Source organism: Mycobacterium sp. GA-1199 (genome assembly GCF_001500045.1).
In the GTDB taxonomy this organism is placed as follows: Bacteria; Actinomycetota; Actinomycetes; order Mycobacteriales; family Mycobacteriaceae; genus Mycobacterium.
In genome coordinates, this window is the sequence record NZ_LQIX01000055.1 from 208920 (window position 1) to 230752 (window position 21833).

General features: G+C 68.3%; 22 protein-coding genes. 7 read left to right on the plus strand and 15 right to left on the minus strand.

Annotated elements, in window-relative coordinates; all coding sequences use genetic code 11:
- Positions 1–4 precede the first annotated feature (4 nt).
- From AU198_RS24510 to gatC, 3 genes are all read right to left on the minus strand, one after another.
- Positions 5–1036: an ATP-dependent 6-phosphofructokinase gene (locus AU198_RS24510; RefSeq protein ID WP_064351217.1), complete on the minus strand. Its 1032-nt coding sequence runs from the start codon at positions 1034–1036 to the stop codon at positions 5–7.
- A gap of 78 nt (positions 1037–1114) precedes the next feature.
- On the minus strand, positions 1115–2578 hold the full coding sequence (gatA, locus tag AU198_RS24515) for an Asp-tRNA(Asn)/Glu-tRNA(Gln) amidotransferase subunit GatA (protein WP_064351218.1): 1464 nt from the start codon (positions 2576–2578) through the stop codon (positions 1115–1117).
- 14 nt (positions 2579–2592) lie between these two features.
- Positions 2593–2892: an Asp-tRNA(Asn)/Glu-tRNA(Gln) amidotransferase subunit GatC gene (gene gatC / locus AU198_RS24520; RefSeq protein WP_064351169.1), complete on the minus strand. Its 300-nt coding sequence runs from the start codon at positions 2890–2892 to the stop codon at positions 2593–2595.
- Between the two features lie 80 nt (positions 2893–2972).
- On the opposite strand from gatC, the gene AU198_RS24525 reads away from it, so the two are divergent.
- Entirely contained in the window at positions 2973–3629 is a 657-nt protein-coding gene (locus tag AU198_RS24525) for an ACT domain-containing protein (RefSeq protein ID WP_064351219.1), read from the plus strand.
- 34 nt (positions 3630–3663) lie between these two features.
- On the opposite strand, the gene AU198_RS24530 is transcribed toward AU198_RS24525, so the two are convergent.
- On the minus strand, positions 3664–3918 hold the full coding sequence (locus tag AU198_RS24530) for a metallothionein (RefSeq protein WP_064351170.1): 255 nt from the start codon (positions 3916–3918) through the stop codon (positions 3664–3666).
- 80 nt (positions 3919–3998) lie between these two features.
- Positions 3999–6083 (minus strand): NAD-dependent DNA ligase LigA, encoded by a 2085-nt coding sequence (ligA, locus tag AU198_RS24535; RefSeq protein ID WP_156431742.1) that lies wholly within the window; start codon positions 6081–6083, stop codon positions 3999–4001.
- 79 nt (positions 6084–6162) lie between these two features.
- Here ligA and AU198_RS24540 point away from each other — a divergent pair, with 79 nt between their 5' ends.
- Positions 6163–6564, plus strand: coding sequence for an MmcQ/YjbR family DNA-binding protein (locus AU198_RS24540; protein ID WP_064351172.1), 402 nt, complete (start codon positions 6163–6165; stop codon positions 6562–6564).
- A gap of 36 nt (positions 6565–6600) precedes the next feature.
- Entirely contained in the window at positions 6601–8205 is a 1605-nt protein-coding gene (locus tag AU198_RS24545; RefSeq protein WP_064351173.1) for a 4-coumarate--CoA ligase family protein, read from the plus strand.
- Here the strand turns inward: AU198_RS24545 and AU198_RS24550 are convergent, their stop codons facing one another.
- From AU198_RS24550 to AU198_RS24565, 4 genes are all read right to left on the minus strand, one after another.
- Positions 8206–9060, minus strand: a complete 855-nt coding sequence (locus tag AU198_RS24550; protein ID WP_064351174.1) for a hypothetical protein — start codon at positions 9058–9060, stop codon at positions 8206–8208.
- A 124-nt stretch (positions 9061–9184) separates the two neighbouring features.
- Positions 9185–9517 carry an ArsR/SmtB family transcription factor gene (locus AU198_RS24555; RefSeq protein ID WP_064351175.1) on the minus strand — a complete coding sequence of 111 codons (333 nt, stop codon included), beginning with the start codon at positions 9515–9517 and terminating at the stop codon, positions 9185–9187.
- Positions 9514–10008, minus strand: a complete 495-nt coding sequence (locus tag AU198_RS24560) for an SRPBCC family protein (RefSeq protein ID WP_064351176.1) — start codon at positions 10006–10008, stop codon at positions 9514–9516. The genes AU198_RS24555 and AU198_RS24560 overlap by 4 nt, the downstream gene beginning before the upstream one ends.
- Before the next feature lie 146 nt (positions 10009–10154).
- On the minus strand, positions 10155–11165 hold the full coding sequence (locus AU198_RS24565) for a uroporphyrinogen decarboxylase/cobalamine-independent methonine synthase family protein (protein ID WP_064351177.1): 1011 nt from the start codon (positions 11163–11165) through the stop codon (positions 10155–10157).
- A gap of 60 nt (positions 11166–11225) precedes the next feature.
- Here AU198_RS24565 and AU198_RS24570 point away from each other — a divergent pair, with 60 nt between their 5' ends.
- Positions 11226–11870 (plus strand): sensor domain-containing protein, encoded by a 645-nt coding sequence (locus AU198_RS24570; RefSeq protein WP_064351178.1) that lies wholly within the window; start codon positions 11226–11228, stop codon positions 11868–11870.
- Here the strand turns inward: AU198_RS24570 and mnmA are convergent, their stop codons facing one another.
- The 6 genes from mnmA to AU198_RS24600 all read right to left on the minus strand — a co-directional run bounded on the left by mnmA (position 11871) and on the right by AU198_RS24600 (position 17850).
- Positions 11871–12938 (minus strand): tRNA 2-thiouridine(34) synthase MnmA, encoded by a 1068-nt coding sequence (mnmA, locus tag AU198_RS24575; RefSeq protein WP_064351179.1) that lies wholly within the window; start codon positions 12936–12938, stop codon positions 11871–11873. It abuts the gene before it with no gap.
- Positions 12938–14134: a cysteine desulfurase family protein gene (locus AU198_RS24580; protein WP_064351180.1), complete on the minus strand. Its 1197-nt coding sequence runs from the start codon at positions 14132–14134 to the stop codon at positions 12938–12940. Before AU198_RS24580 ends, mnmA begins: the two co-directional genes overlap by 1 nt.
- 44 nt (positions 14135–14178) lie before the next feature.
- Positions 14179–15009 carry a lysophospholipid acyltransferase family protein gene (locus tag AU198_RS24585; RefSeq protein WP_064351181.1) on the minus strand — a complete coding sequence of 277 codons (831 nt, stop codon included), beginning with the start codon at positions 15007–15009 and terminating at the stop codon, positions 14179–14181.
- Positions 15006–15857, minus strand: a complete 852-nt coding sequence (locus AU198_RS24590) for a GNAT family N-acetyltransferase (RefSeq protein ID WP_064351182.1) — start codon at positions 15855–15857, stop codon at positions 15006–15008. The genes AU198_RS24585 and AU198_RS24590 overlap by 4 nt, the downstream gene beginning before the upstream one ends.
- Positions 15858–16054: 197 nt before the next feature.
- Positions 16055–17011: an electron transfer flavoprotein subunit alpha/FixB family protein gene (locus AU198_RS24595; protein WP_064351183.1), complete on the minus strand. Its 957-nt coding sequence runs from the start codon at positions 17009–17011 to the stop codon at positions 16055–16057.
- 47 nt (positions 17012–17058) lie between these two features.
- Positions 17059–17850, minus strand: a complete 792-nt coding sequence (locus AU198_RS24600; protein ID WP_064351184.1) for an electron transfer flavoprotein subunit beta/FixA family protein — start codon at positions 17848–17850, stop codon at positions 17059–17061.
- A 195-nt stretch (positions 17851–18045) separates the two neighbouring features.
- Here AU198_RS24600 and AU198_RS24605 point away from each other — a divergent pair, with 195 nt between their 5' ends.
- The 3 genes from AU198_RS24605 (at position 18046) to AU198_RS24615 (ending at position 21687) form a co-directional block, all read left to right on the plus strand.
- Entirely contained in the window at positions 18046–18816 is a 771-nt protein-coding gene (locus AU198_RS24605; protein ID WP_064351185.1) for a class I SAM-dependent methyltransferase, read from the plus strand.
- Positions 18813–20345: a 1,4-alpha-glucan branching protein domain-containing protein gene (locus tag AU198_RS24610; RefSeq protein ID WP_064351186.1), complete on the plus strand. Its 1533-nt coding sequence runs from the start codon at positions 18813–18815 to the stop codon at positions 20343–20345. The genes AU198_RS24605 and AU198_RS24610 overlap by 4 nt, the downstream gene beginning before the upstream one ends.
- 100 nt (positions 20346–20445) lie before the next feature.
- The gene (locus tag AU198_RS24615) at positions 20446–21687 is read left to right on the plus strand and encodes a glycosyltransferase family 4 protein (RefSeq protein WP_082691189.1); all 1242 of its coding nucleotides are present in this window, start codon (positions 20446–20448) and stop codon (positions 21685–21687) included.
- Positions 21688–21833: the final 146 nt, after the last annotated feature.

Consider the following 21833-nt stretch of genomic DNA (forward strand, 5'->3'; position numbering starts at 1 on the left):
GGGCTCAGCCGAAGAACTCCGCGGCGTCGTCGTACCGGCTCTGCGGGACGAGCTTCAACTGGCGGGTGGCATCGGCGAGCGAGACACGGCCGATCTCCTGGCCGCGCAGCGACACCATCATGCCGTACTCGCCCGCGTGCGCGGCGTCGGCGGCGTTGACGCCGAAACGGGTGGCCAGCACGCGGTCGAAGGGCGTCGGCGTCCCGCCGCGCTGGACGTGACCGAGAACCGTGACCCGCACCTCTTTGTTGATCCGCTTCTCCACCTCGAAGGCCAGCTGCTGGGCGACGCCGGTGAAGCGCTCATGGCCGAACTCGTCGATTCCCCCTTGCCGCAATTGCATCGACCCCTCGGCCGGCTTCGCCCCTTCTGCCACCACGCAGATGAAGTGCGAATCGCCGCGTACGAAGCGCTGTTTGATCAGGCGGCAGACCTCTTCGACATCGAAAGGCTGTTCAGGGATGAGAGTCATGTGCGCCCCGGACGCCAACCCCGCATTCAGCGCGATCCACCCCGCGTGGCGGCCCATCACCTCGACGAGCATCACGCGCTGGTGCGATTCGGCGGTGCTGTGCAACCGGTCGATGGCCTCGCTCGCCACCCCGAGCGCGGTGTCGTGTCCGAACGTGACATCGGTGCAGTCGATGTCGTTGTCGATGGTCTTCGGCACACCGACGACGGGAACGTTCTCCTCGGAGAGCCAGTGCGCGGCCGTGAGCGTGCCCTCCCCGCCGATCGGGATCAGCACGTCGATGCCGTTGTCGTCGAGCGTCTGCTTGATCTGATCGAGCCCGGCCCGCAACTTCTCCGGATGCACGCGGGCGGTGCCCAGCATCGTGCCGCCCTTGGCCAGCAGCCGGTCGTTACGGTCGTCGTTGGCCAGTTGTATGCGGCGGTTCTCCAGCAGACCGCGCCAGCCGTCCTGAAAGCCGACGACCGACGAGCCGTAACGCACGTCGCATGTGCGCACCACGGCTCGAATGACCGCGTTCAGTCCCGGACAGTCACCGCCACCGGTCAGCACTCCGATCCGCATGGCTACATCCTCCCCGAGCGCGCTCATGTTTGCGCCCTCTGTCGGCGTTTGCGTCCAACCAGCGTGCGCTCGCGGCGACTAAACCGCCGTCGACAGCGGTCCGCGCGCCGCCTCGTAGGCGGCACCGACGCGGTACAGCCGGTCGTCGGCCAGCGCGGGCGCCATGATCTGCAGTCCGACGGGCAGCTTGTCGTCGGGTGACAGCCCGCACGGCACCGACATTCCGCAGTGTCCGGCCAGGTTCAACGGCAGCGTGCACAGGTCGAACAGGTACATCGCCAATGGGTCGTCGACCTTCTCCCCCAACGGGAACGCCGTGGTAGGCGTCGTCGGCGAGATCAGCACGTCGACCTTCCGGTACGCCTCGTCGAGATCACGCGCGATCAGCGTGCGCACCTTCTGCGCCTGGTTGTAATACGCGTCGTAGTAGCCCGCCGACAACGCATAGGTGCCAATCATGATGCGGCGCTTGACTTCCGGGCCGAAGCCGGCGGCGCGGGTCAACGCCATGACTTCCTCGGCGCTGTGTGTGCCGTCATCGCCGACGCGCATCCCGAAGCGCATCGCGTCGAACCGCGCGAGGTTGCTCGAGACCTCCGAGGGAAGGATCAGGTAGTAGGCGGGCAGCGAGTAGTCGAAGTGCGGGCAGTCCACCTCGCTGACCTCAGCGCCCAGCGCGGTCAGTTGCTCGACGGCGGCGTTGAACGACTCCAGCACACCGGACTGGTAACCGTCGCCGCGCAACTGCTTCACCACCCCGACCCGCACGCCCGCCAGGTCGCCGGCCGCCCCTGCCCGCGCGGCGCCGACAACGTCGGGCACCGCGGCGCCGACCGACGTGGAATCCTTCGCGTCGTGCCCGGCGATCACCTGGTGCAGCAGTGCGGTGTCCAGGACGGTGCGCGCGCACGGGCCACCCTGGTCGAGCGAGGACGCGCAGGCGACCAGCCCGTAGCGCGACACGGTTCCGTAGGTCGGTTTGACGCCGACCGTGGCGGTCAGCGCGGCCGGCTGGCGGATCGAGCCGCCGGTGTCGGTGCCGATCGCCAATGGCGCCTGGAACGCCGCCAGCGCTGCGGCGCTTCCTCCTCCGGAGCCGCCGGGGACGCGCTCGACGTCCCACGGGTTGCGCGTCGGCCCGTACGCGGAGTTCTCCGTGGACGATCCCATCGCGAACTCGTCCATGTTGGTCTTGCCGAGGATCGGCAGGCCCGCCGCGCGTAGCCGCATGGTGACGGTCGCGTCATAGGGGGACGTCCAGCCCTCGAGGATCTTCGATCCGCAGGTCGTCGGCATGTCCGTGGTGGTGAACACGTCCTTGAGGGCCACCGGCACCCCGGCCAGCGGCGAGGGCAGGTCTTCTCCGGCGGCGACGGCCGCGTCGACGCGCGCCGCTGCCGCCAGCGCACGATTCTGCGCGACGTGCAGGAACGCGTGGTAGCGGTCGTCGGTCGCCGCGATCTGGTCCAGGTGCGCCCGGGTGACCTCGGTCGACGACACCTCTTTAGCAGCGATCTTCTGCCCGAGCGTCGCCGCGTCCATCCGGGTGAGATCGCTCACTGCGCCTCCCCCAGGATCCGCGGCACCGCGAACCGGCCCTCGGCCGCCTTGGGCGCCTGGTCCAGCGCCTCCTCCTGCGTCAGGCACGGCTCGACCGTGTCCGGTCGGAGCACGTTGACGTCGGTGAGCGGATTGCCGGTGGGTTTGACCCCTTCGACGTCGACGGACTGGATTTGGCTGACGTGACCGAGGATGGCGTCCAACTGCCCGGCATAGCTGTCCAGTTCGTCTTCGGTCAGGGCGAGGCGGGCCAGACGCGCCAGATGGGCTACCTCGTCTCGGGAGATCTGCGACACGACAAGCAAGCCTAGTCATCGCCGTCGCGGCCGCCGAGGCCGGAATGCCCGCCCCCATTCTCTGTGCAACAGTGTTGCGCGTGCCTACGTACCTGCTGCGGGTCCAGCTAGAGGACCGACCGGGCAGCCTCGGCTCCCTGGCCGTGGCGCTGGGGTCGGTGGGCGCCGACATCCTGTCGCTCGACGTGGTGGAACGGTCGGCCGGTTACGCCGTCGACGATCTGGTCGTCGAACTGCCCGGGGGCGCGATGCCCGACATGCTGATCACCGCCGCCGAGCAGATCAAGGGCGTCTACGTCGACTCCATCCGTCCGCACACCGGGCTGCTCGAGGCGCACCGCGAACTCGAACTCATCGACCACATCGCGGCTGCGCCCCGCAACAACAAGCTGCAGGTCCTCGCCGACGAAGCGCCTCGGGTGTTGCGCGTGGGCTGGACCTCAGTGGTGCGGTTGACCGAGAACGGGCCGGAACGTCTGGTCGGCAGCTCCGGGGCGCCCGAGACCCAGGTGGAAGAGGCGCCGTGGCTGCCGCTCGACCACGCCGAGGCGCTCGACGGCGACGCCGCGTGGGTGCCGCAGGTGTGGCGCGACATGGCGACCACGCTGGCCGCCGCCCCGCTCGGTGACCCCCGCACCGCGGTGGTGCTGGGCCGCCCCGGCGGGCCACAGTTTCGGCCGTCCGAGGTCGCCAGGCTGGGATACCTGGCGGGGATCGTCGCGACGATTCTGCGCTGACGGTCGCAGAGCCGTTGCGCCGGAACGGGTCTCGTCAGCCGCCGGCGGGTACCGGCCAGCGGTCGTTGACGTCGGCGTTGGTGTCCTTGCGAGCACAGTGCGCGCAACAGAAGATCGCCTCTTCGGTCTCGATGCCGTGCCCGAGGATTCGGCACCCGCAGTGCGCGCACTCCGGGGCCAGCTGGCCCGCCGCGCACTCGACGCTGTCGAACGTCGCGCTGCGGCCGTCGGGCCACGTCACGGTGAACGCCTTGTCGTAGTCGTTGCCACAGGTATCGCAGATCGCCATCACAACTCCTTGTCGATTCGCCCAGTCGAGTGCCCGGTGAGCGGGGCGAACAAACGCGGCAGCAGTCAGAGAACAGCGACTCAGACTCCCTCGGGCCCGTTCTGCAGCAACCGGGCGAACCCGTCCTCGTCGAGAATCGGCACCCCCAGTTCGACTGCCTTGTCGTACTTCGAGCCCGGCGAATCGCCTGCGACCACGTATGCCGTCTTCTTCGACACGGAGCCGGCCGCCTTGCCGCCACGCGCGACTATCGCCTCCTTGGCCTCGTCGCGCGAGTAGCCGGTCAGCGACCCGGTGACGACGATCGACAACCCCTCCAAGGTCCGTTCGATGCTGGCGTCGCGTTCGTCGGCCATCCGCACGCCCGCGGCACGCCACTTGTCGACGATCGCGCGGTGCCAGTCGACGGTGAACCACTCGGTCACCGCGGCGGCGATCGTCGGGCCCACACCCTCGACGACCGACAGCTCTTCTTCCGACGCCGCCATGACCGCATCGAGGCTGCCGTACTCGGTGGCCAGCGCGCGCGCCGCCGTCGGCCCGACATGCCGGATCGACAACGCGACCAGCACCCGCCACAGCGGTTGGGATTTCGCCTTGTCCAGGTTGGCCAGCAGACGTTTCCCGTTCGCCGAGAGCTGTCCGTTCTTGGTGGTGAACAGGTCGGTGCGCAGCAGGTCGTTTTCGGTCAGCGTGAACAGGTCGCCCTCGTCGGTGATGACGCCGGCCTGCAGCAGAGCCGTACCCGCCTCGTAGCCCAGTCCCTCGATGTCGAACGCACCGCGGCCGGCGACGTGAAACACGCGCTCGCGCAACTGCGCCGGACACGACCGGGTGTTGGGGCAGCGGATGTCGGCGTCGCCCTCCTTCGCAGGCGCAAGCTTGGTTCCGCACTCGGGACAGTGGGTGGGCATCACGAACTCGCGTTCGGAGCCGTCGCGCAGATCGACGACCGGACCGAGCACCTCGGGGATCACGTCGCCCGCCTTGCGGATGACGACCGTGTCGCCGATGAGCACGCCCTTGCGCTTGACCTCCGAGGCGTTGTGCAGTGTGGCCTGGCTGACCGTCGAGCCGGCCACCTTGACCGGTTCCATCCACGCGAATGGCGTGACCCGGCCGGTGCGCCCGACGTTCACCCTGATGTCGAGCAGCTTGGTCTGCGCCTCCTCGGGCGGGAACTTGTAGGCGATGGCCCAGCGCGGGGCCCGCGAGGTGGAGCCGAGCCTGCGCTGCAACGCGACATCGTCGACTTTTACCACCACGCCGTCGATTTCGTGGTCGACGTCGTGGCGGTGCTCGCCCCAGTAGGCGATGCGTTCGGTGACCGCGTCGATTCCCGTCACCTGGGCGGTGTGCTCGGAGACCGGCAGTCCCCAGGCCGCCAGCGCGCGATAGGCGTCGTGCAGTGTCTTGGGCCGAAACCCCTCGGCCCGCCCTATGCCGTGGCAGATCATCCGCAGCTTGCGACGCGCGGTCACGGCGGGGTTCTTCTGCCGCAGCGAACCCGCGGCGCTGTTGCGTGGATTGGCAAACGGCGGCTTGCCGTCGGCGACCAGCCCGGCGTTGAGTTCCTCGAAGTCGGCGACCCGGAAGAACACCTCGCCGCGTACCTCGAGAACCTTGGGCAGCGGGAATTCCTTGCTGTCGGTGAGCTTTTGGGGCACATCACCGATGGTGCGGGCGTTCAACGTGACGTCCTCACCGGTGCGGCCGTCACCGCGGGTGGCCGCGCGCTCCAACCGGCCGTCGCGGTACACCAGTGAAAGCGCCACCCCGTCGATCTTGAGTTCGCACAGGAATTGCGCCTCCTGCAGCACGTTTGGTCCGATCTCGCCCTTGAGCCGCCCCGCCCACGCGGCGAGCTCATCCGGGGTGAACGCGTTGTCCAGGCTCAACATCCGCTCGAGGTGCTCGGCGGGGGTGAAGTCGGTGGCGAAGCCCGCCCCGCCGACCAGCTGCGTCGGCGAATCCGGGGTCCGCAGTTCCGGGTGGTCGTCTTCGAGCGCTTCTAGTTCGCGAAGCAGCGTGTCGAATTCGGCGTCGGTGATGATCGGCGAGTCACGCACGTAATAGCGGAACTGATGCTCACGCACCTCATCGGCGAGCTCTTGCCAGCGGCGACGCACGTCGGCGTCGGGGGCGTCGTCAGCCTGCGCGGCCAGCGCGTCTTCCGCACCCTTGGAGGTCACCTTCGCAGGCTAACCGAGCGGCCCGACAGCACCGCACCGTTACCCTGACCCCATGCCGCACCCGATCATGTTCCGCGACGACGACCCGGTGCTGGCCCGGGTACGGACGGTGGCGTTGGGGTTCCCCGAGGCTTACGAGAAGGTCTCGCACGGACGGCCCGGGTTCTTCGCCGCCAAGATGTTCGCGATGTACAGCGGCAGCGTCAAACCGCCGACCAAGGGCGACTACATCCAGTTCCCGAAGTCGATCCTTGTCAAGGTCGACGACAGTGAACGGCAGGCCCTGCGGCAGGACGCCCGGTTCTTTACTCCCGCCTACCTCGGACCGTCGGGGTGGCTGGGGCTTGACCTGTCGGCCGGAACCATCGACTGGGACGAGGTGCGCGAACTCATCGATGCGTCGTATCGGTTGACCGCGCCCAGAAAACTCCTCAAGCAGCTCGACGAAGTCTGAACAGTTATTCAGCAGGCCAGGATTCGAGGAGACCCCATGAGTTTCGCGAGCCCCTTCCCCGAGGTCGACATCCCGTCCACCAGCGTCTACGACTACCTGTTCGGTGACATCTCCGAAGCCGATCTCGACCGCGTCGCGCTCGTCGACGCAAAATCGGGACGGCAGACCACCTACCGCGAGACGATCGCGCGCGTCGACGCGTTCGCGGGCGCGCTCGCCGGGCGCGGGATCGGCGTCGGCGATGTGGTCGGCCTGCTCTCGCCGAACAGCTCGGGGTTCGCGGTCGCGTTTCACGGAATCCTGCGCGCGGGCGCGACGGCCACGACCATCAACGCGCTGTTCACCGCCAAGGACATCGCCAAGCAGTTGACCGACTCGAAAGCCAAGATGCTCGTGACGGTGTCGCCGCTGCTGGCACAGGCCGAGAAAGCGGCCGCGGCGGTCGGCATTGCTGGCGACGGGCTCGTCGTGCTCGACGGACCGGGTCTGGCCGTCGACGGGCATCCCAATGCCGACGACCTCATGGGCCCGGGCCATCCGGCACCGGAGGTAAGCTTCGCGCCCTCGTCGCACTTGGCGGTGCTGCCCTACAGTTCCGGGACGACCGGAAATCCGAAGGGCGTCATGCTCACCCACCGCAACCTGGTGGCCAACGTCGCCCAGATCCGCCCCCTGCACGGCATGGTCGCCGACGACACGGTGCTGGCCGTTCTGCCGTTCTTCCACATCTACGGGATGACCGTGCTGCTCAACGCGGCACTGCACGCCCGGGCCCGGTTGGTCATCATGCCGAACTTCGATCTCGGCGACTTCCTGGGCAACATCGCGAATTACGCCTGCACCATCGCGTTCATCGCGCCGCCCGTCGCCGTCGCGCTGGCCAAACATCCGCTGGTCGACGAGTACGACCTGTCCTCGTTGAATGTCGTGATGTCGGGCGCCGCGCCCTTGGACGCCGACCTCGGCCACGCCGTCGCCGAACGACTGGGCTGCCGAGTCCTTCAGGGTTACGGCATGAGCGAGCTCAGCCCGGTCAGTCACATCACGCCCTTCGACGGCGGCCGACACGAGATGAACATGGAGGCCCCGCTCAGCTCGGTCGGCTGGACGGTGTCGAACGCCGCGTCCAAGATCGTCGACCCCGAGACCGGTGACGAGATCGACCCGCCGGCAGAGGGTCTCAGCGAAACCGGCGAATTGCTGTTCAAGGGCCCCAACGTGATGGCGGGGTACCTCGGCAACGAGAAGGCCACCAGGGAGACCATCGACGACCAGGGCTGGTTGCACACCGGTGACCTCGCGCAGGTCGACGCCAATGGCTGCGTCTACATCGTCGACCGGCTCAAGGAGCTGATCAAGTACAAGGGCTATCAGGTGCCGCCCGCCGAACTGGAGGCCGTGCTGCTGACCCACCCCGACATCGCCGACGCAGCGGTGGTCGGAGTCGCCGACGCCGAGGGCGAAGAGGTGCCGAAGGCATTCGTGGTCAAGCGATCCGACGCCGAGTTGACCGAGGAGCAGGTGATCGAGTTCGTCGCGGGCGAGGTGGCTCCCTACAAGAAGGTCCGCCAGGTGGCGTTCATCGATGCGGTGCCGAAGTCGGCGTCCGGCAAGATCTTGCGCAAGGATTTGCGCGGCTGATCAGGACCGGCCGATCCGTTCGGCGGCCTGCGCCGCCCGCGCCTGCCGGTACCCCAGCGCGGCGCCCGCCACCGGGATGAGCAGCAGCCCGGCCAGACCCCACAACGGGTCGCTCGTTCCTGCGCCGGGCGCGACGACGAACTGGCCCACCACAGTTGGCGGAGTGCCCACCCGGTCCAACGGGGCTGGTGCCGGCGGGGCCGGCGAGAGTGGCGGCGGGAGGACCGATGGCGCGGGCACCGGCCCTGCTGGCGCAGGTGCAGTTGGCTGCCAATGGGTTTCGGGTGGAAGGCCGTGGCTCTGCGGCGCGCGCCCGTTGCCGAACGTCGTGTGGGGCGGCTCGAATGCGGGGGCCGGCGAGCTCGCAGCACCGGATCCGCCGGAGGCAACCGGGCCGCCCGGCACGGTGGTGTTCACGGGTGCTTCGACGGGAGGTGCCGCGGCGCCGACGACCGCACGGTTGGCCGATGCGTCGGGTGTCGCCGCACGGTTGGCCGATGGCCCGGGCGACGCGGTGCGGCCGGCCGATTCCGGATCGACAGCCGCCGAGCGGGTCGCCGGCGACGGCTTCGGGACGTCTTCGCGGCCCGATCCAACCCGCGACGACGGGGCCGCGCCTGGCCCGTTGGCGCCCCCGCCCCGTTTGCTGTCGGTGGGGCGCTTGCTGCCGCGACGGTCGTTGTCGTGCTTTCCGTTGCCGGATCCGCCTCCGTGGTTGCCGCCACGATCGGCGCTGTGTCCCCGGTCCGAGCCGCGCGAATCACCGGGATGGGCATATGCGACTGCCGCACCTGATCCGCTCACCAGGAGAAATACGGACACCACGCCGGCACCTGCGGTGAGGCGCGGGTTCATCCGGACACCGTTCCCTTCTCGGCAAAGGCGGTCGACGCCGCCTGCGAAGGATTCTCGCACGCGGACGCCCTCAGAACGAGCTGTCCGGCAGGAACGCCCGCAAATTGTTCAGCGAAGCGCGTTCTCACTGATCCTCGACGTGTGCCCGCAGCCGGTCGAGGGCGCGGTCCCACCGCTGCGAAAGCTTCGCCAGGTACTCGCTGGCGTCGGCGAGGGGCGCGGGCCGCATCCGCCAGATGCGTTCACGGCCGCTGCGCTGGCTGCTCACCAGGCCCGCTGACTCCAACAGCAGCAGATGTTTGGTCGTTGCCTGCCGGCTGACCGGTATCACCTCGGCGACTTCGCTGGTGGAGCATGGCCCGCCGTCGCACAGTCTGGTGACGATGCTCAGGCGGTTCGGATCACCCAGGGCGTTGAACAACGACGACACCGGCGCTTCGGCCGTCGATGTGCTCACACCGCCTCGCTCACCGCGAGGTACTTGCGCACCAGTTCGGTCTGCGTGGCCCAACCCTGTTCGTTGCCCTCGAACGCCGATGTCCGACGTTGTGGGGGAAGCGCGTCGAACCCAGACTCGACGATGCGCAGCAGCACACCCTCGGCGACCTCTTCGAGCGTGAACTCGACCAAGGTGGTCGGTTCGTCGGCGGCATCGACACCTTCTTCGACTCCGTAGGGACGCCAGCGGAACGCCAGCCGTCGTTGCGGTTCGACCGCCTCGATATGCCACGCATCCGCCGTGCCGGCATACGGTTCCTGTTGCTTGGCCACGTCGGCGTCGACCGCCGTCGGCGTCATGACACCGGTGATCGAGGTACCGGCGACAAACGGCCCGTCGAACCGCACCCCGAACCACTGTCCGAACTCGTCGGCGTCGCTGATCGCCCGCCACACGCGTTCCAGCGGCGCCCTCAGCACCACTTCCTTCTCGATCCGATCCGAACTCATATGCAACCTCCTGGTTGCGCCTAAATGTAGCGAGGACGACCGGCTAACGCAACCTTTCGGTTGCTTTTTCTGTCGGCTGCGCCCAATTCTCCTGAGGGGTCGCGGTTTTCGGCTGGCGGCGAACCCGGCGCGAATTCGCCGCAAACCTAGACCGCGTCGGGATCCTCGGCGAAGGCGTCCGCGACCTTCTGCGCCAATCCAATCGCGGTGCGCGCCCACTCGGTGGTGGCACCCGCCAGACCGCACGCGGGCGAGATGCCGGTCCGCTCCCTGAGCACGGATCGGGCGAAGCCGAGTCGGTCGGTCAGCGACACCGCGGCCTTGGCGATCTCTTCGGCCGAAGGACGGCTTTCCGGTGCTGTCGAGGGCACCACGCCGAACACCACTGTGCGACCGGAGTCGACGAACTCCCCCACACCGTCGAGATCATCGGCCGCCAGTGTGGACACATCGATGGAAACCGCATCGATCCGACTGCGCTGCAACACATTCCAGGGCACACACGATGCGCAGCTGTGCACGCCCACTGGGACGCCCACTGCGGCGACGCATTCGTCGAGCAAGCCGATGGCCACCGCCTCGTCGACGGCGTGCACCGGCGTCAGGCTGGTCACCCCGGTCAGCCGGCCTTCGAGCGCGGCGGACAACAGTGGTTCGTCGAATTGGACGACGACCGCGGCGTCCAGACGTCGACCGACATCCGCGCGGTGCGCTGCGACACCTTCGGCCAGCGAAGCGGTGAGGTCACGCACCGCGCCTCGATCGGTCAGCGCGCGATGGCCGTTGGCGAGCTCGAGCTGCGCCGCCAACGTGACCGGTCCCGGCGACTGAACCTTGACGGTGCGGCCACCGCCACGCAAACCTGCCTTCTCCCAAGCCTCTTCGAGCGAATCGAGGTCCTCGTCGAGCAGGCTTTTGGCCCGCTTCAGCACCGCTGTGCGGCCCGCCGCGATCCGGTATCCGCGGGGCACGGTGTCCATCCCGATGTCGACCAGAATCGCCGCCGCCCGGCCGGTCATGTCGGCGCCCACGCCGCGGCCAGGAAGCTCCGCCAGATGCGGCAAGGTGTGCAGTTCGCCGACGACGACCTCGGCGGCCTCGCGCGCCGACGTTCCGGGCCATGATCCGATGCCGGTGGCTGCGGCGAAAGCACTCACTCGTTTGACAGTATTCGATCGGGCTAGTCTCAAATTAAAAGGGTTGGGGAAGGACAGGCCATGCCCGCAGCGCTTCGGTCGCTCGCGCCGTGGTGCGTGGCGGTCGCGATCGCGTCGGGATGCACTCAGGTCATCGACGGGCATGCGCTGCGGGCGACGCCCGGCATCGACGACGGATCGCTGTCGCCGGTCGATGTGGAGACCATCATGCTCGACCAGTCGCAGATGCGCGCAATCACCGGCGCCGGCGAGGATCTCACGATCATCCCGACCATGGACGGCAAGATCCCGGTCGACATCGAGCCGCTCGCCGAGACCACTCCCCTGCAGTGCCAATGGATCTTCGCCGAGACGCAGGTCTTCGGGCCCGACGTCGAGGAGTTCCACAAGACCACGTTCCAGCACCCACCCGAGGGTGGATTGATCTCCGAGGGCGCGGCGGCCTATCGCGACGCCGCGGCCGCTCGGCGGGCGTTCGACTCGCTTGTCACCCTCGTCGACGGTTGTGGCACAACGCCTTTGGGGCCGATGTTCGTCGGCGAGTGGAGGGTGGGCACCGACACTCTGCAGACCCGGCCATCGGGTGACTGCGGTCGCGACTACCGCGTGAAGTCGGTCGTGCTGGTGGAAGTGACCGCGTGCCGGTTCCCCGAGTCGGTGCCCGAGATCGTCATGTCCAACATCATGGCCAACGTTCCCGGATAGCTACCGGGTGATCGTCGCGCTGCCCAGCACCTCGTCGCCGGCCGGGTCGGGGCGGTACAGCACCATCGTCTGCCCGGGGGCCACCCCACGCAGGGGCGCGCGCAGCTCGACGACGATCCGGCCGTCGCGCAGTTCGGCCACGCCGTCTCCGAAACCACCGTGCGCGCGTACCTGCACCTGGCATTCGATCGGGCCCGAAGGGGCGACACCGGAGGTGAAGACCGGCCGCTCACCGGTCAAGGTCCACACGTCGAGGTCCTCGGCGCCACCGACCCGCACGGTCGCGGTCTGCGGGTCGATCCCCGTCACATAGCGCGGCTGTCCGTCCCCCCCGGGTCCAGCGATGCCCAGACCCTTGCGCTGTCCCACCGTGAACCCGTGCACGCCGTCGTGCTCGGCCAGGACCGTGCCTGCGGCGTCGACGACCGAACCGCGGCGCACGCCGATCTTGGCCCCGAGGAATGCGCGGGTGTCACCGGACGGGATGAAGCAGATGTCGTGGCTGTCCGGCTTTTCGGCGACCGCCAGCCCGCGATGCGCTGCCTCCTCACGAATCTGCGGCTTCGGGGTGTCGCCGACCGGGAACACTGCGTGGCGCAACTGCTCGGCGGTCAGCACCGCGAGCACATACGACTGGTCTTTTGCGGCATCGACCGCACGTCGCAGTCGACCATCCGACAGCCGGGCATAGTGTCCGGTGGCCACGGCGTCGAAACCCAGCGCCAGCGCGCGGGCCGCCAACGCGGAGAACTTGATTCGCTCGTTGCACCGCACGCACGGGTTCGGGGTCTCCCCGCGGGCGTATGAGGACACGAAGTCGTCGATGACATCCTCTTTGAACCGGTCGGCGAAATCCCAGACGTAGAACGGGATGTCCAGAATGTCGGCGACCCGGCGCGCGTCACCGGCGTCCTCTTTCGAACAGCAGCCACGCGAACCGGTACGCAGTGTGCCCGGGGCCGGCGACAGCGCCAGGTGGACACCGACGACGTCGTGGCCTGCGTCGACCATCCTGGCGGCCGCGACCGAGGAGTCCACACCGCCGCTCATGGCCACGAGTACCCGCACTACTCGATCACTCCCGAACTTGCCAGCGCCGCCTGCCGAGCGCGTTCGACCGCGGCGGGCAGCACCGCGAGCGCGGCATCGACGTCCGCCTCACTGCTGGTGTGCCCCAACGAAAGCCGCAGCGAACCCCGCGCACTCGCCGGATCGGCGCCCATCGCGATCAGCACATGCGAGGGCTGCGCGACGCCGGCCGTGCAGGCCGAACCCGTCGAGCACTCGATCCCCTTGGCGTCCAACAACATCAGCAACGAGTCACCCTCGCAGCCGCGGAAAGTGAAGTGGCAGTTACCGGGCAACCTCGCGGCCCCCGTCGCGCCGTTCACCTCGACGTCGTCGATGGCGGCCAACACGCCCTCGATCAGTCGGTCACGAAGCGCCGACACCCGCGCGCCGTTCGCGTCGAGCCCTTCGACCGCGACCCGCGCCGCCGCGGCCATCGCCACGGCACCCGCCACATACGGTGTGCCGGAGCGGACGTCGCGCTCTTGGCCTCCGCCGTGCAACAGCGGGACGCAGGCCGCGTCGCGGCGCAGCAGCAGAGCACCGATTCCGGTGGGGCCACCGAACTTGTGGGCGGCGATGCTCATCGCCGAGAGCCCACTCGCGGCGAAGTCGACCGGGATGTGGCCGACGGCCTGAACGGCATCACTGTGCATCGGCACGTCGAATTCCGCTGCCACGGCGGCGAGCTCGGCGATCGGCATGATCGTCCCGACCTCGTTGTTGGCCCACATCACCGACACCAGAGCGACGTCGTCGTGGTCCTGCAACGCCTGTCGCAGCGCTGCCGGTGTGACCGAACCGTCCCTCTCGACGGGCAGCCAGGTCACCTCGGCGCCCTCATGCTCGACGCACCACTCGACCGAATCGAGCACCGCGTGGTGCTCGACGGGGGTGGTCACGATCCGCGTACGGCGGGGATCGGCGTCGCGACGGGCCCAGAAGATGCCCTTGACCGCGAGGTTGTCGCTCTCGGTGCCGCCCGCGGTGAAGATCACCTCCGACGGGCGGGCGCCCAGCAGAGTGGCCAGCGTCTCGCGTGACTCCTCCATCCGTCGCCGCGCCGTGCGGCCCGTGCCGTGCAACGACGAGGCGTTGCCGACCGTCGCCATCGCGGCCGTCATCGCCTCGATGGCAGCGGGGTGCATCGGGGTGGTGGCGGCGTGATCGAGGTAGACCGGCTGATCCGAGGTCATAACCAGTCCAGAATAGCCGCCGAGCCGGGGCTCCCCGGCTTCGCTCAGGCCACGAGCGCATCACCCGAGGGGTGACTGGTCGTATCGCCCCGCGCCGCCGTCTCGCAGCGGTACGCCAGGTCGCGGCGGTCGGTTCCCGGTAGCTGCAGCGACCCCACGTGCACCCGTGCGACCGTGCGCTTCGTCCTGACCAGTCGCCGGACCGAGGCCGCCAGTGTGTCGTCGCCCACATAGGCGGGCACCGTGGAGGCGGCGCCGTCGGGGTGGTGGTAGGCCAGCCGCAGCGGCTGCACCGGCCTGCCTGCGTCGATGGCGGCCTGGAACATGGCGGGGCGGAATCGGCCGTACGCCAGTCCGCAGTAGGTGGTGCCTTCCGGAAAGGCGACCACGGTATGGCCGGCACGCAGGTTTCGGGTCACGGCGCCGACCACGTCGGGCAGGCGCCGCAGGTTCGACCGCTCGATCGGGATCACCTTCAGCAGTCGGGCCAGTAAGCCGAGGCCGGGCCAGCCGACGAGTTCGGATTTGGCGACGAACCGGCCTGGCAGCACCGAGCCGATCACGAAGACGTCAACCCAGGAAATGTGGCCGCTGACCACCAGAACGCCGCTCAGGTTGCGGATCGGGCCCCCCGACAGTCTGATCCGCACGCCCAGGCAGTACAGCAGCAGCCGACAGTAGCCGCGCTGGAGATGGGAGCGGCCGGGAGCGGGGACCGCCAGCATGGGCGCCAGCAGCAGAAGCAGCACGGCCGCGGTGACGCGTACGGCGACACGGCAGGCGATGACCACCCGGCGCCCGGAAAGTCCGGCGCCTGCGCCCACGCAGCTCGCATCGCAGGAGGCGCGCGGCACCCAGGTGCCCGGGGTGCTCACGAGGCCATCCCACCAGTCACCGCGGCGGCCGCCTCCACGGATCTCAGCCTGCGCAGGTAGCGCGTATCGGCCCGGCGTTTGTCGAGCAACGCCGGAAAGTCGCCCACACCGAAGTCGGGGTCGTGCGCCGGCTCACCGCACACTTGGGCGCCGAGCCGCAGATAGCCACGCATCAGCGGAGGCACGGCGAGCCGCTCCGGCGGGTCGATGTCGTCGAGCACCTTGCCGTCGACGGTCACCGGCCGGTACGGGTGCACGGTGTAGAGCGCCGGCGCGGCGTGGCGACGACGGACGAAATCGCGGACTCCACGAATCTGTGCGCCCGGCGGGTAACCGTCGGGTCCGTGGACGGGCACCGACACGCAGCCGGTGACGTAGTCGTACCCGCAGCGATCGAGGTAGGCCAGAATCCCGGCCCACATCAGCAGTACGACGGCTCCGTTACGGTGATCGGCCCGCACCACAGCCCGGCCCATTTCCACCAGTCCCGGCCGCAGCGGATCGAGTGCGCGTACATCGAATTCGGTTGCGCTGTAGAGGCTTCCGGCGGCAACGGCACCCGCGGGCGGCAGCATCCGATAGCAGCCGACGAGTTCGCCGGTGACATCCTCGCGTACCAGCAGGTGGTCGCAGTGCTCGTCGAAGCGGTCGGCGTCCAGACCGCCGGCCGAACCGGCCAGCGCGAATCCGGGCTCAGCGGTGAACACCTCGTGGCGCAGCCGCTGCGCCGCCTCGATGAGCGTGGCATCCGTCGTGAGCAGCAGGGTGTAGCGCGGGGCGGGCCCTGCAGAACCGGTCCGGTCGCGGTCGATCTCCTCGGGGGCGATGAGTACAGAAGCAGTGCTCATGGCTGCACGGTCGCCCAGCCGCCTCTCCGGGCGGCATCAGACGCATGACGTGTCGATGAGCGCGAGGTGACGAATTGCCCCGCCTAGCCGAGCGCTCAACCATGTACGCCCGTGCGCCCGGAATCTGTACATCGGCGAGCCCTCAGGGCACGCAAGAGGCCCCCGGACGCGGTGTCCGGGGGCCTTCGCGAGATGACTCAGCCTTTGCGAGCCTTGACCGCCTCGGTCAGCTGCGGCGTGACCTTGAACAGGTCGCCGACGATGCCGAGGTCGGCGATCTCGAAGATCGGCGCCTCTTCGTCCTTGTTCACCGCGATGATCGTCTTGGACGTCTGCATACCTGCGCGGTGCTGGATCGCGCCGGAGATGCCCAGGGCGATGTAGAGCTGCGGTGACACGGTCTTACCGGTCTGGCCCACCTGGAACTGGCCCGGGTAGTAGCCGGAGTCGACGGCGGCACGGGACGCGCCGACGGCGCCACCGAGCGAGTCAGCCAGTTCCTCGACCACGCTGAAGTTCTCGGCGCTACCCACACCGCGGCCACCCGAGACGACAACCGTTGCCTCGGTCAGCTCCGGGCGGTCGCCGGCGACGGCGGGCTCGCGCTTGGTGATCTTCGTCGCGTTCTCGGCCTGAGCGGGCACCTCGACGGTGACGACCTCGCCCGCACCGTCGGCGGGTTCGGCGTCGATGGCTCCGGCGCGCAGCGTGATGACCGGAACCTCACCGGTGGACTCGGCCTCGACGGTGAACGCACCACCGAAGATCGAGTGCACGGCCTTGCCACCCTCCTGGACGTCGACGACGTCGGTGAGTACACCGGAGCCGGTGCGGGCCGCCAACCGGCCGGCGATCTCCTTGCCGTCGGCGTTGGCCGACAGCAGAACACCGGCGGGCGAAGCCGACTCCACCAGCGATGCCAGCACGTCGACCTGCGGGGTGATCAGGTAGTTCTCCGCGTCGTCGGACTCGGCGACGTAGATCTTGGCCGCGCCGGCGGCCTTCAGGCCGTCGGTGAGCGGTTCTGCGGTTCCCGGCGCGCCGACGACGACGGCCGAGGGCTCGCCAAGCTTGCGAGCCGCGGTGATCAACTCCGAGGTGACCTTCTTCAGTGCACCTTCGGCGTGCTCAACGAGCACGAGTACTTCAGCCATGAGTTCTTCTCTCGTCTCTATGTTCTTCGCAGTATCGGTCTTGGGACCTAGATGATCTTTTGAGCGACCAGGTACTCGGCGATCTTGGTTCCGCCGTCGCCTTCGTCGGTGACCTTCTCGCCGGCGGTCTTGGGCGGCTTCGGCGTCGACGACAGCACCTTGGAGCCGGCGTTTCCAAGACCGACCTCATCGGCCTCGACACCGATCTCGGCGAGCGTTAGCTTGGTGACTTCCTTCTTCTTGGCGGCCATGATGCCCTTGAAGGACGGGAAGCGGGGCTCGTTGATCTTCTCGTTGACGCTGACCACGGCGGGCAGCGCCGCCTCGACGAAGAACACGCCGTCGTCGGTCTCCCGCTCGCCGCTGACCTTGCCGTCCTCGACGGTCACCTTGCGCAGATGCGTCAGCTGCGGCAGGCCCAGGTACTCGGCGATGATCGCGGGGACCGCGCCGCCGGTGCCGTCGGTGGCCTCGTTCCCGGCGATGACCAGCTCGGTGCCCTCGATGGTGCCCAGTGCACGCGCCAGGGCCCAACCGGTCTGGACCATGTCCGAGCCGTGCATGCCCTCGTCGACGAGGTGCACGGCCTTGTCGGCACCCATCGACAGCGCCTTGCGGATGGCCTCGGTCGCGCGCTCGGGACCGGCCGTCAGCACGGTCACAGTGCTGTCGCCGCCTTCCCTCTCCTTGATGAGCAGCGCTTCTTCGACGGCACGCTCGTTGATCTCGTCGAGCACCGCGTCGGCGACCTCGCGGTCGAGAGTGAAGTCGCCGTCGGTCAGCTTGCGCTCCGACCAGGTGTCAGGGACCTGTTTGATCAGGACCACGATGTTCGTCATGAGTCTGGTTCGTCCTCCTCGAAGGGACCGATGGTCGGCCCGCAATAACACGCTTTGAGCAACAACCACCATGTTACTCGCGGGTAACTTATGGCGGTTCGCAGGAACACTGTAGCGGGTCGAAGTTCGTGTTCTAGCAGCACGTAGGGGGTGAACCATTCGTCTGTGCGCCGTTTCACGTTAGCCTGCCTTCCAATGAGCGCTTTTGTTACTGATGGACCGGACCTCCCCCTGACCGGGGAACGCACGGTTCCGGGACTCGCGGAGGAGAACTACTGGTTCCGCCGCCACGAGGTCGTCTACGAGCAGATGGCCGACCGCTGCGCGGATCGCGACGTGCTCGAGGCGGGCTGCGGCGAAGGTTATGGGGCCAACCTGATCGCCGACGTCGCCCGCCGCGTGGTCGGCCTGGACTACGACGAATCAGCGGTCGCCCACGTCCGTGCGCGGTATCCGCGGGTGGACATGCGCCACGGCAACCTGGCCGAGTTGCCGCTCGCGGACAGCTCGGTCGATGTGGTCGTCAACTTTCAAGTCATCGAACACCTCTGGGATCAGGGGCAATTCGTGCGCGAATGCCGGCGGGTGCTGCGGCCGGGTGGGTGTCTGCTGATGTCGACGCCGAACCGGGTCACGTTCTCCCCCGGCCGAGACACGCCGATCAACCCGTTCCACACCCGCGAACTCAACGCCGCCGAGCTGACTGAACTGCTCGCCACGGAAGGTTTCGCGGTGAAATGCCTGTACGGGGTCTTTCACGGGCCCCGGCTCGCCGAACTCGACGCTCGGCACGGCGGGTCGATCATCGATGCCCAGGTCGCGCGGGCGCTGGCCGACGCCCCGTGGCCCGAGGACCTGCTCGCCGACGTGGCGTCCGTGCGCTGCGACGACTTCGATCTGGTCGACGCGTGCGAGCGAAACATCGACGACAGCCTCGATCTGGTCGCGATCGCGGTGCGGCCGTGACTTCCCCGGAGCCCGCCGACCCCGTACCGGGCCTCTTCACCCTCGTTCTTCACACCCACCTGCCCTGGCTGGCCCATCACGGCCGCTGGCCCGTCGGCGAGGAATGGCTCTATCAGTCGTGGTCGGCGTGCTATCTGCCGCTCATGCGGGTGCTGCGCACGCTGGCCGCCGAAGGCCGTCGCCACCAGCTGACGCTGGGCATGACGCCGGTTGTCACCGCACAACTCGACGACCCGTACTGCCTGACGGGCATGCACCACTGGCTGGCGAACTGGCAGCTGCGCGCATTCGAAGCAACAACTCTTGGGGATCCGTTGCGGCAGTTCGGTGTTCGCGAGCACGCCGAGGCCGAGCAGGCCATCGAGGACTTCGCCACGCTGTGGGCGCATGGCGGCAGCCCGTTGCTGCGCGAGGTGATCGACGCCGAGACCATCGAACTGCTCGGCGGCCCGCTCGCGCACCCGTTCCAGCCGCTGCTCAACCCGAGGCTGCGGGAATTCGCGTTGCGCGAGGGGCTCGCCGATGCCCGCTTGCGGTTCGCGCATGCGCCCGTCGGTATCTGGGCCCCGGAATGCGCTTATGCGCCCGGCATGGAAATCGACTACGCCGCAGCGGGTGTCGGCCACTTCATGGTCGACGGGCCGTCCCTGCACGGCGACACCGCACTGGGCCGTCCGGTCGCATCCTCGGACGTGGTGGCATTCGGCAGGGACCTTCACGTCAGCTATCGGGTGTGGTCGCCTAAATCGGGCTACCCCGGTCACGCCGCCTACCGCGACTTCCACACCTACGACCACACGACCGGACTCAAGCCTGCCAGGGTCACGGGTCGAAACGTGCCGTCCGAGGCCAAGGCGCCGTACGACCCCGTGCGCGCCGACCGCGCGATCGATTCGCACGTCGCCGATTTCGTCGCGGTGGTCCGGCAGCGACTGTGCAACGAGAATGAACGCATCGGGCGCCCCGCACACGTCATCGCCGCCTTCGACACCGAGTTGTTCGGCCATTGGTGGTACGAGGGCCCGGTGTGGCTCGAACGGGTGCTGCGCGCGCTGCCGGAGGCCGGTGTGCGCGTCGGCACGCTGAGCGACGCCAAGGCTGACGGCTTTGTCGGCTCTCCCGTCGAATTGCCGCCCAGCTCTTGGGGTTCCGGTAAGGACTGGCAGGTGTGGGCCGGTGAGCAGGTCGCCGACCTGGTGCAGCTGAACACCGAGGTCGTCGACACCGCGCTGACGACCGTCGACAAGGCGCTCGGCGAGACTGATGCTCCGCCGGCACGCAACTTCGTCGCCGACCAGATCCTGCGCGAGACGCTGCTGACCGTCTCGAGCGATTGGCCGTTCATGGTCAGCAAGGATTCGGCGGCGGACTATGCCCGCTACCGTGCGCATCTGCACGCCCACGCCACCCGCGAGATCGCCGACGCCACGGCATCCGGTCGCCACGAGCACGCACAGCGTCTCGCCGCGGGCTGGAACCGCGCCGACGGCCTGTTCGGCGCGCTGGACGCACGGCGGTTACCGCGATGACCCCGAGCCGTTCTGTGTCAGCTGCGAGCGACCGTGTTTGCACACCGACACGCCGCGAAAGCACACCATTCTGCGGTCGCTCGCCCCGAGGTGAGCGACCGTGAAAATCCTCATGGTGTCGTGGGAGTACCCGCCGGTGGTCGTCGGCGGACTCGGCCGGCACGTGCATCACCTCGCAACCGCGCTCGCCGAAGCGGGCCACGAGATCGTCGTGCTGAGCCGGCGACCATCGAACACCGACCCGAGCACGCATCCGACCACCGACGAGATCGCCGAAGGCGTGCGCGTGGTCGCCGCGGCGCACGATCCGCACGAATTCGACTTCGGTAGCGACATGATGGCCTGGACGTTGGCGATGGGCCACGCGATGGTGCGCACCGGTTTGACGCTCAAGTCGCGACGCGGCCGTCCCTGGCGCCCCGACGTCGTGCACGCACACGACTGGCTGGTCGCGCACCCCGCGGTCGCTCTGGCCGAATACTTCGATGTGCCATTGGTATCCACGATCCACGCCACCGAAGCCGGTAGACATTCCGGATGGGTGTCGGGTCGCATCAGCCGGCAGGTTCACGCGGTGGAATCGTGGTTGGTGCGCGAATCCGACTCGCTGATCACCTGCTCGGCATCGATGCGCGATGAGGTCTCGGAGCTCTTCGGACCGGGACTCGCCGAATCGTACGTCATTCGTAATGGTATCGACTGCGGCCGTTGGCCGTTCGCTCGACGCAAGGTACGTACCGGCCCGGCGCAACTGCTGTACCTGGGGCGGCTCGAGTATGAGAAGGGCATCCATGACGCGATCGCCGCGCTGCCCCGAATCAGGCGCACCCACCCCGGTACCACGCTGACAGTCGCCGGCGAGGGCACCCAACTGGACTGGCTCGTCGATCAGGCGCGAAAGCACAAGGTACTCAAGGCGACCGCCTTCGTCGGACACCTCGACCACGAGGCGTTGGTGGACCTGTTGCACACCGCCGACGCCGCCGTGTTGCCAAGCCATTACGAGCCGTTCGGCATCGTCGCCCTGGAGGCTGCGGCGACCGGAATACCCTTGGTGACCTCGAACGTCGGGGGGTTGGGCGAAGCGGTCATCGACGGCGAAACCGGAATGTCCTTCCCGCCGCGTGATACCGCGCGCCTGGCGGCGGCCGTCCGCTCGGTTCTCGACGATCCGCATGCCGCCCAACAACGGGCGATCGCCGCCCGCGAGCGGCTCACCTCCGAGTTCGAATGGCACGCGATCGCGGAGGAAACCGCTCAGGTGTACTTGGCCGCCAAACGCCGTGAGCGCGAACCACATCGGCGCCGCCCCATCATCGAACACGCCCTACCCGGCCGCTGAAGCGCGGTAGACGTGCCGACTGGCGGGGATCGTGGATTGATCCCCGCCAGTGGCGTTGCGTGGTTGGGCTGGCGTTGTGTGGTTGGACTGGCGTTGTGTGGTTGGACTCAGAACAGGCCGGTGTCGACGGTGGTGCTCACATCGAC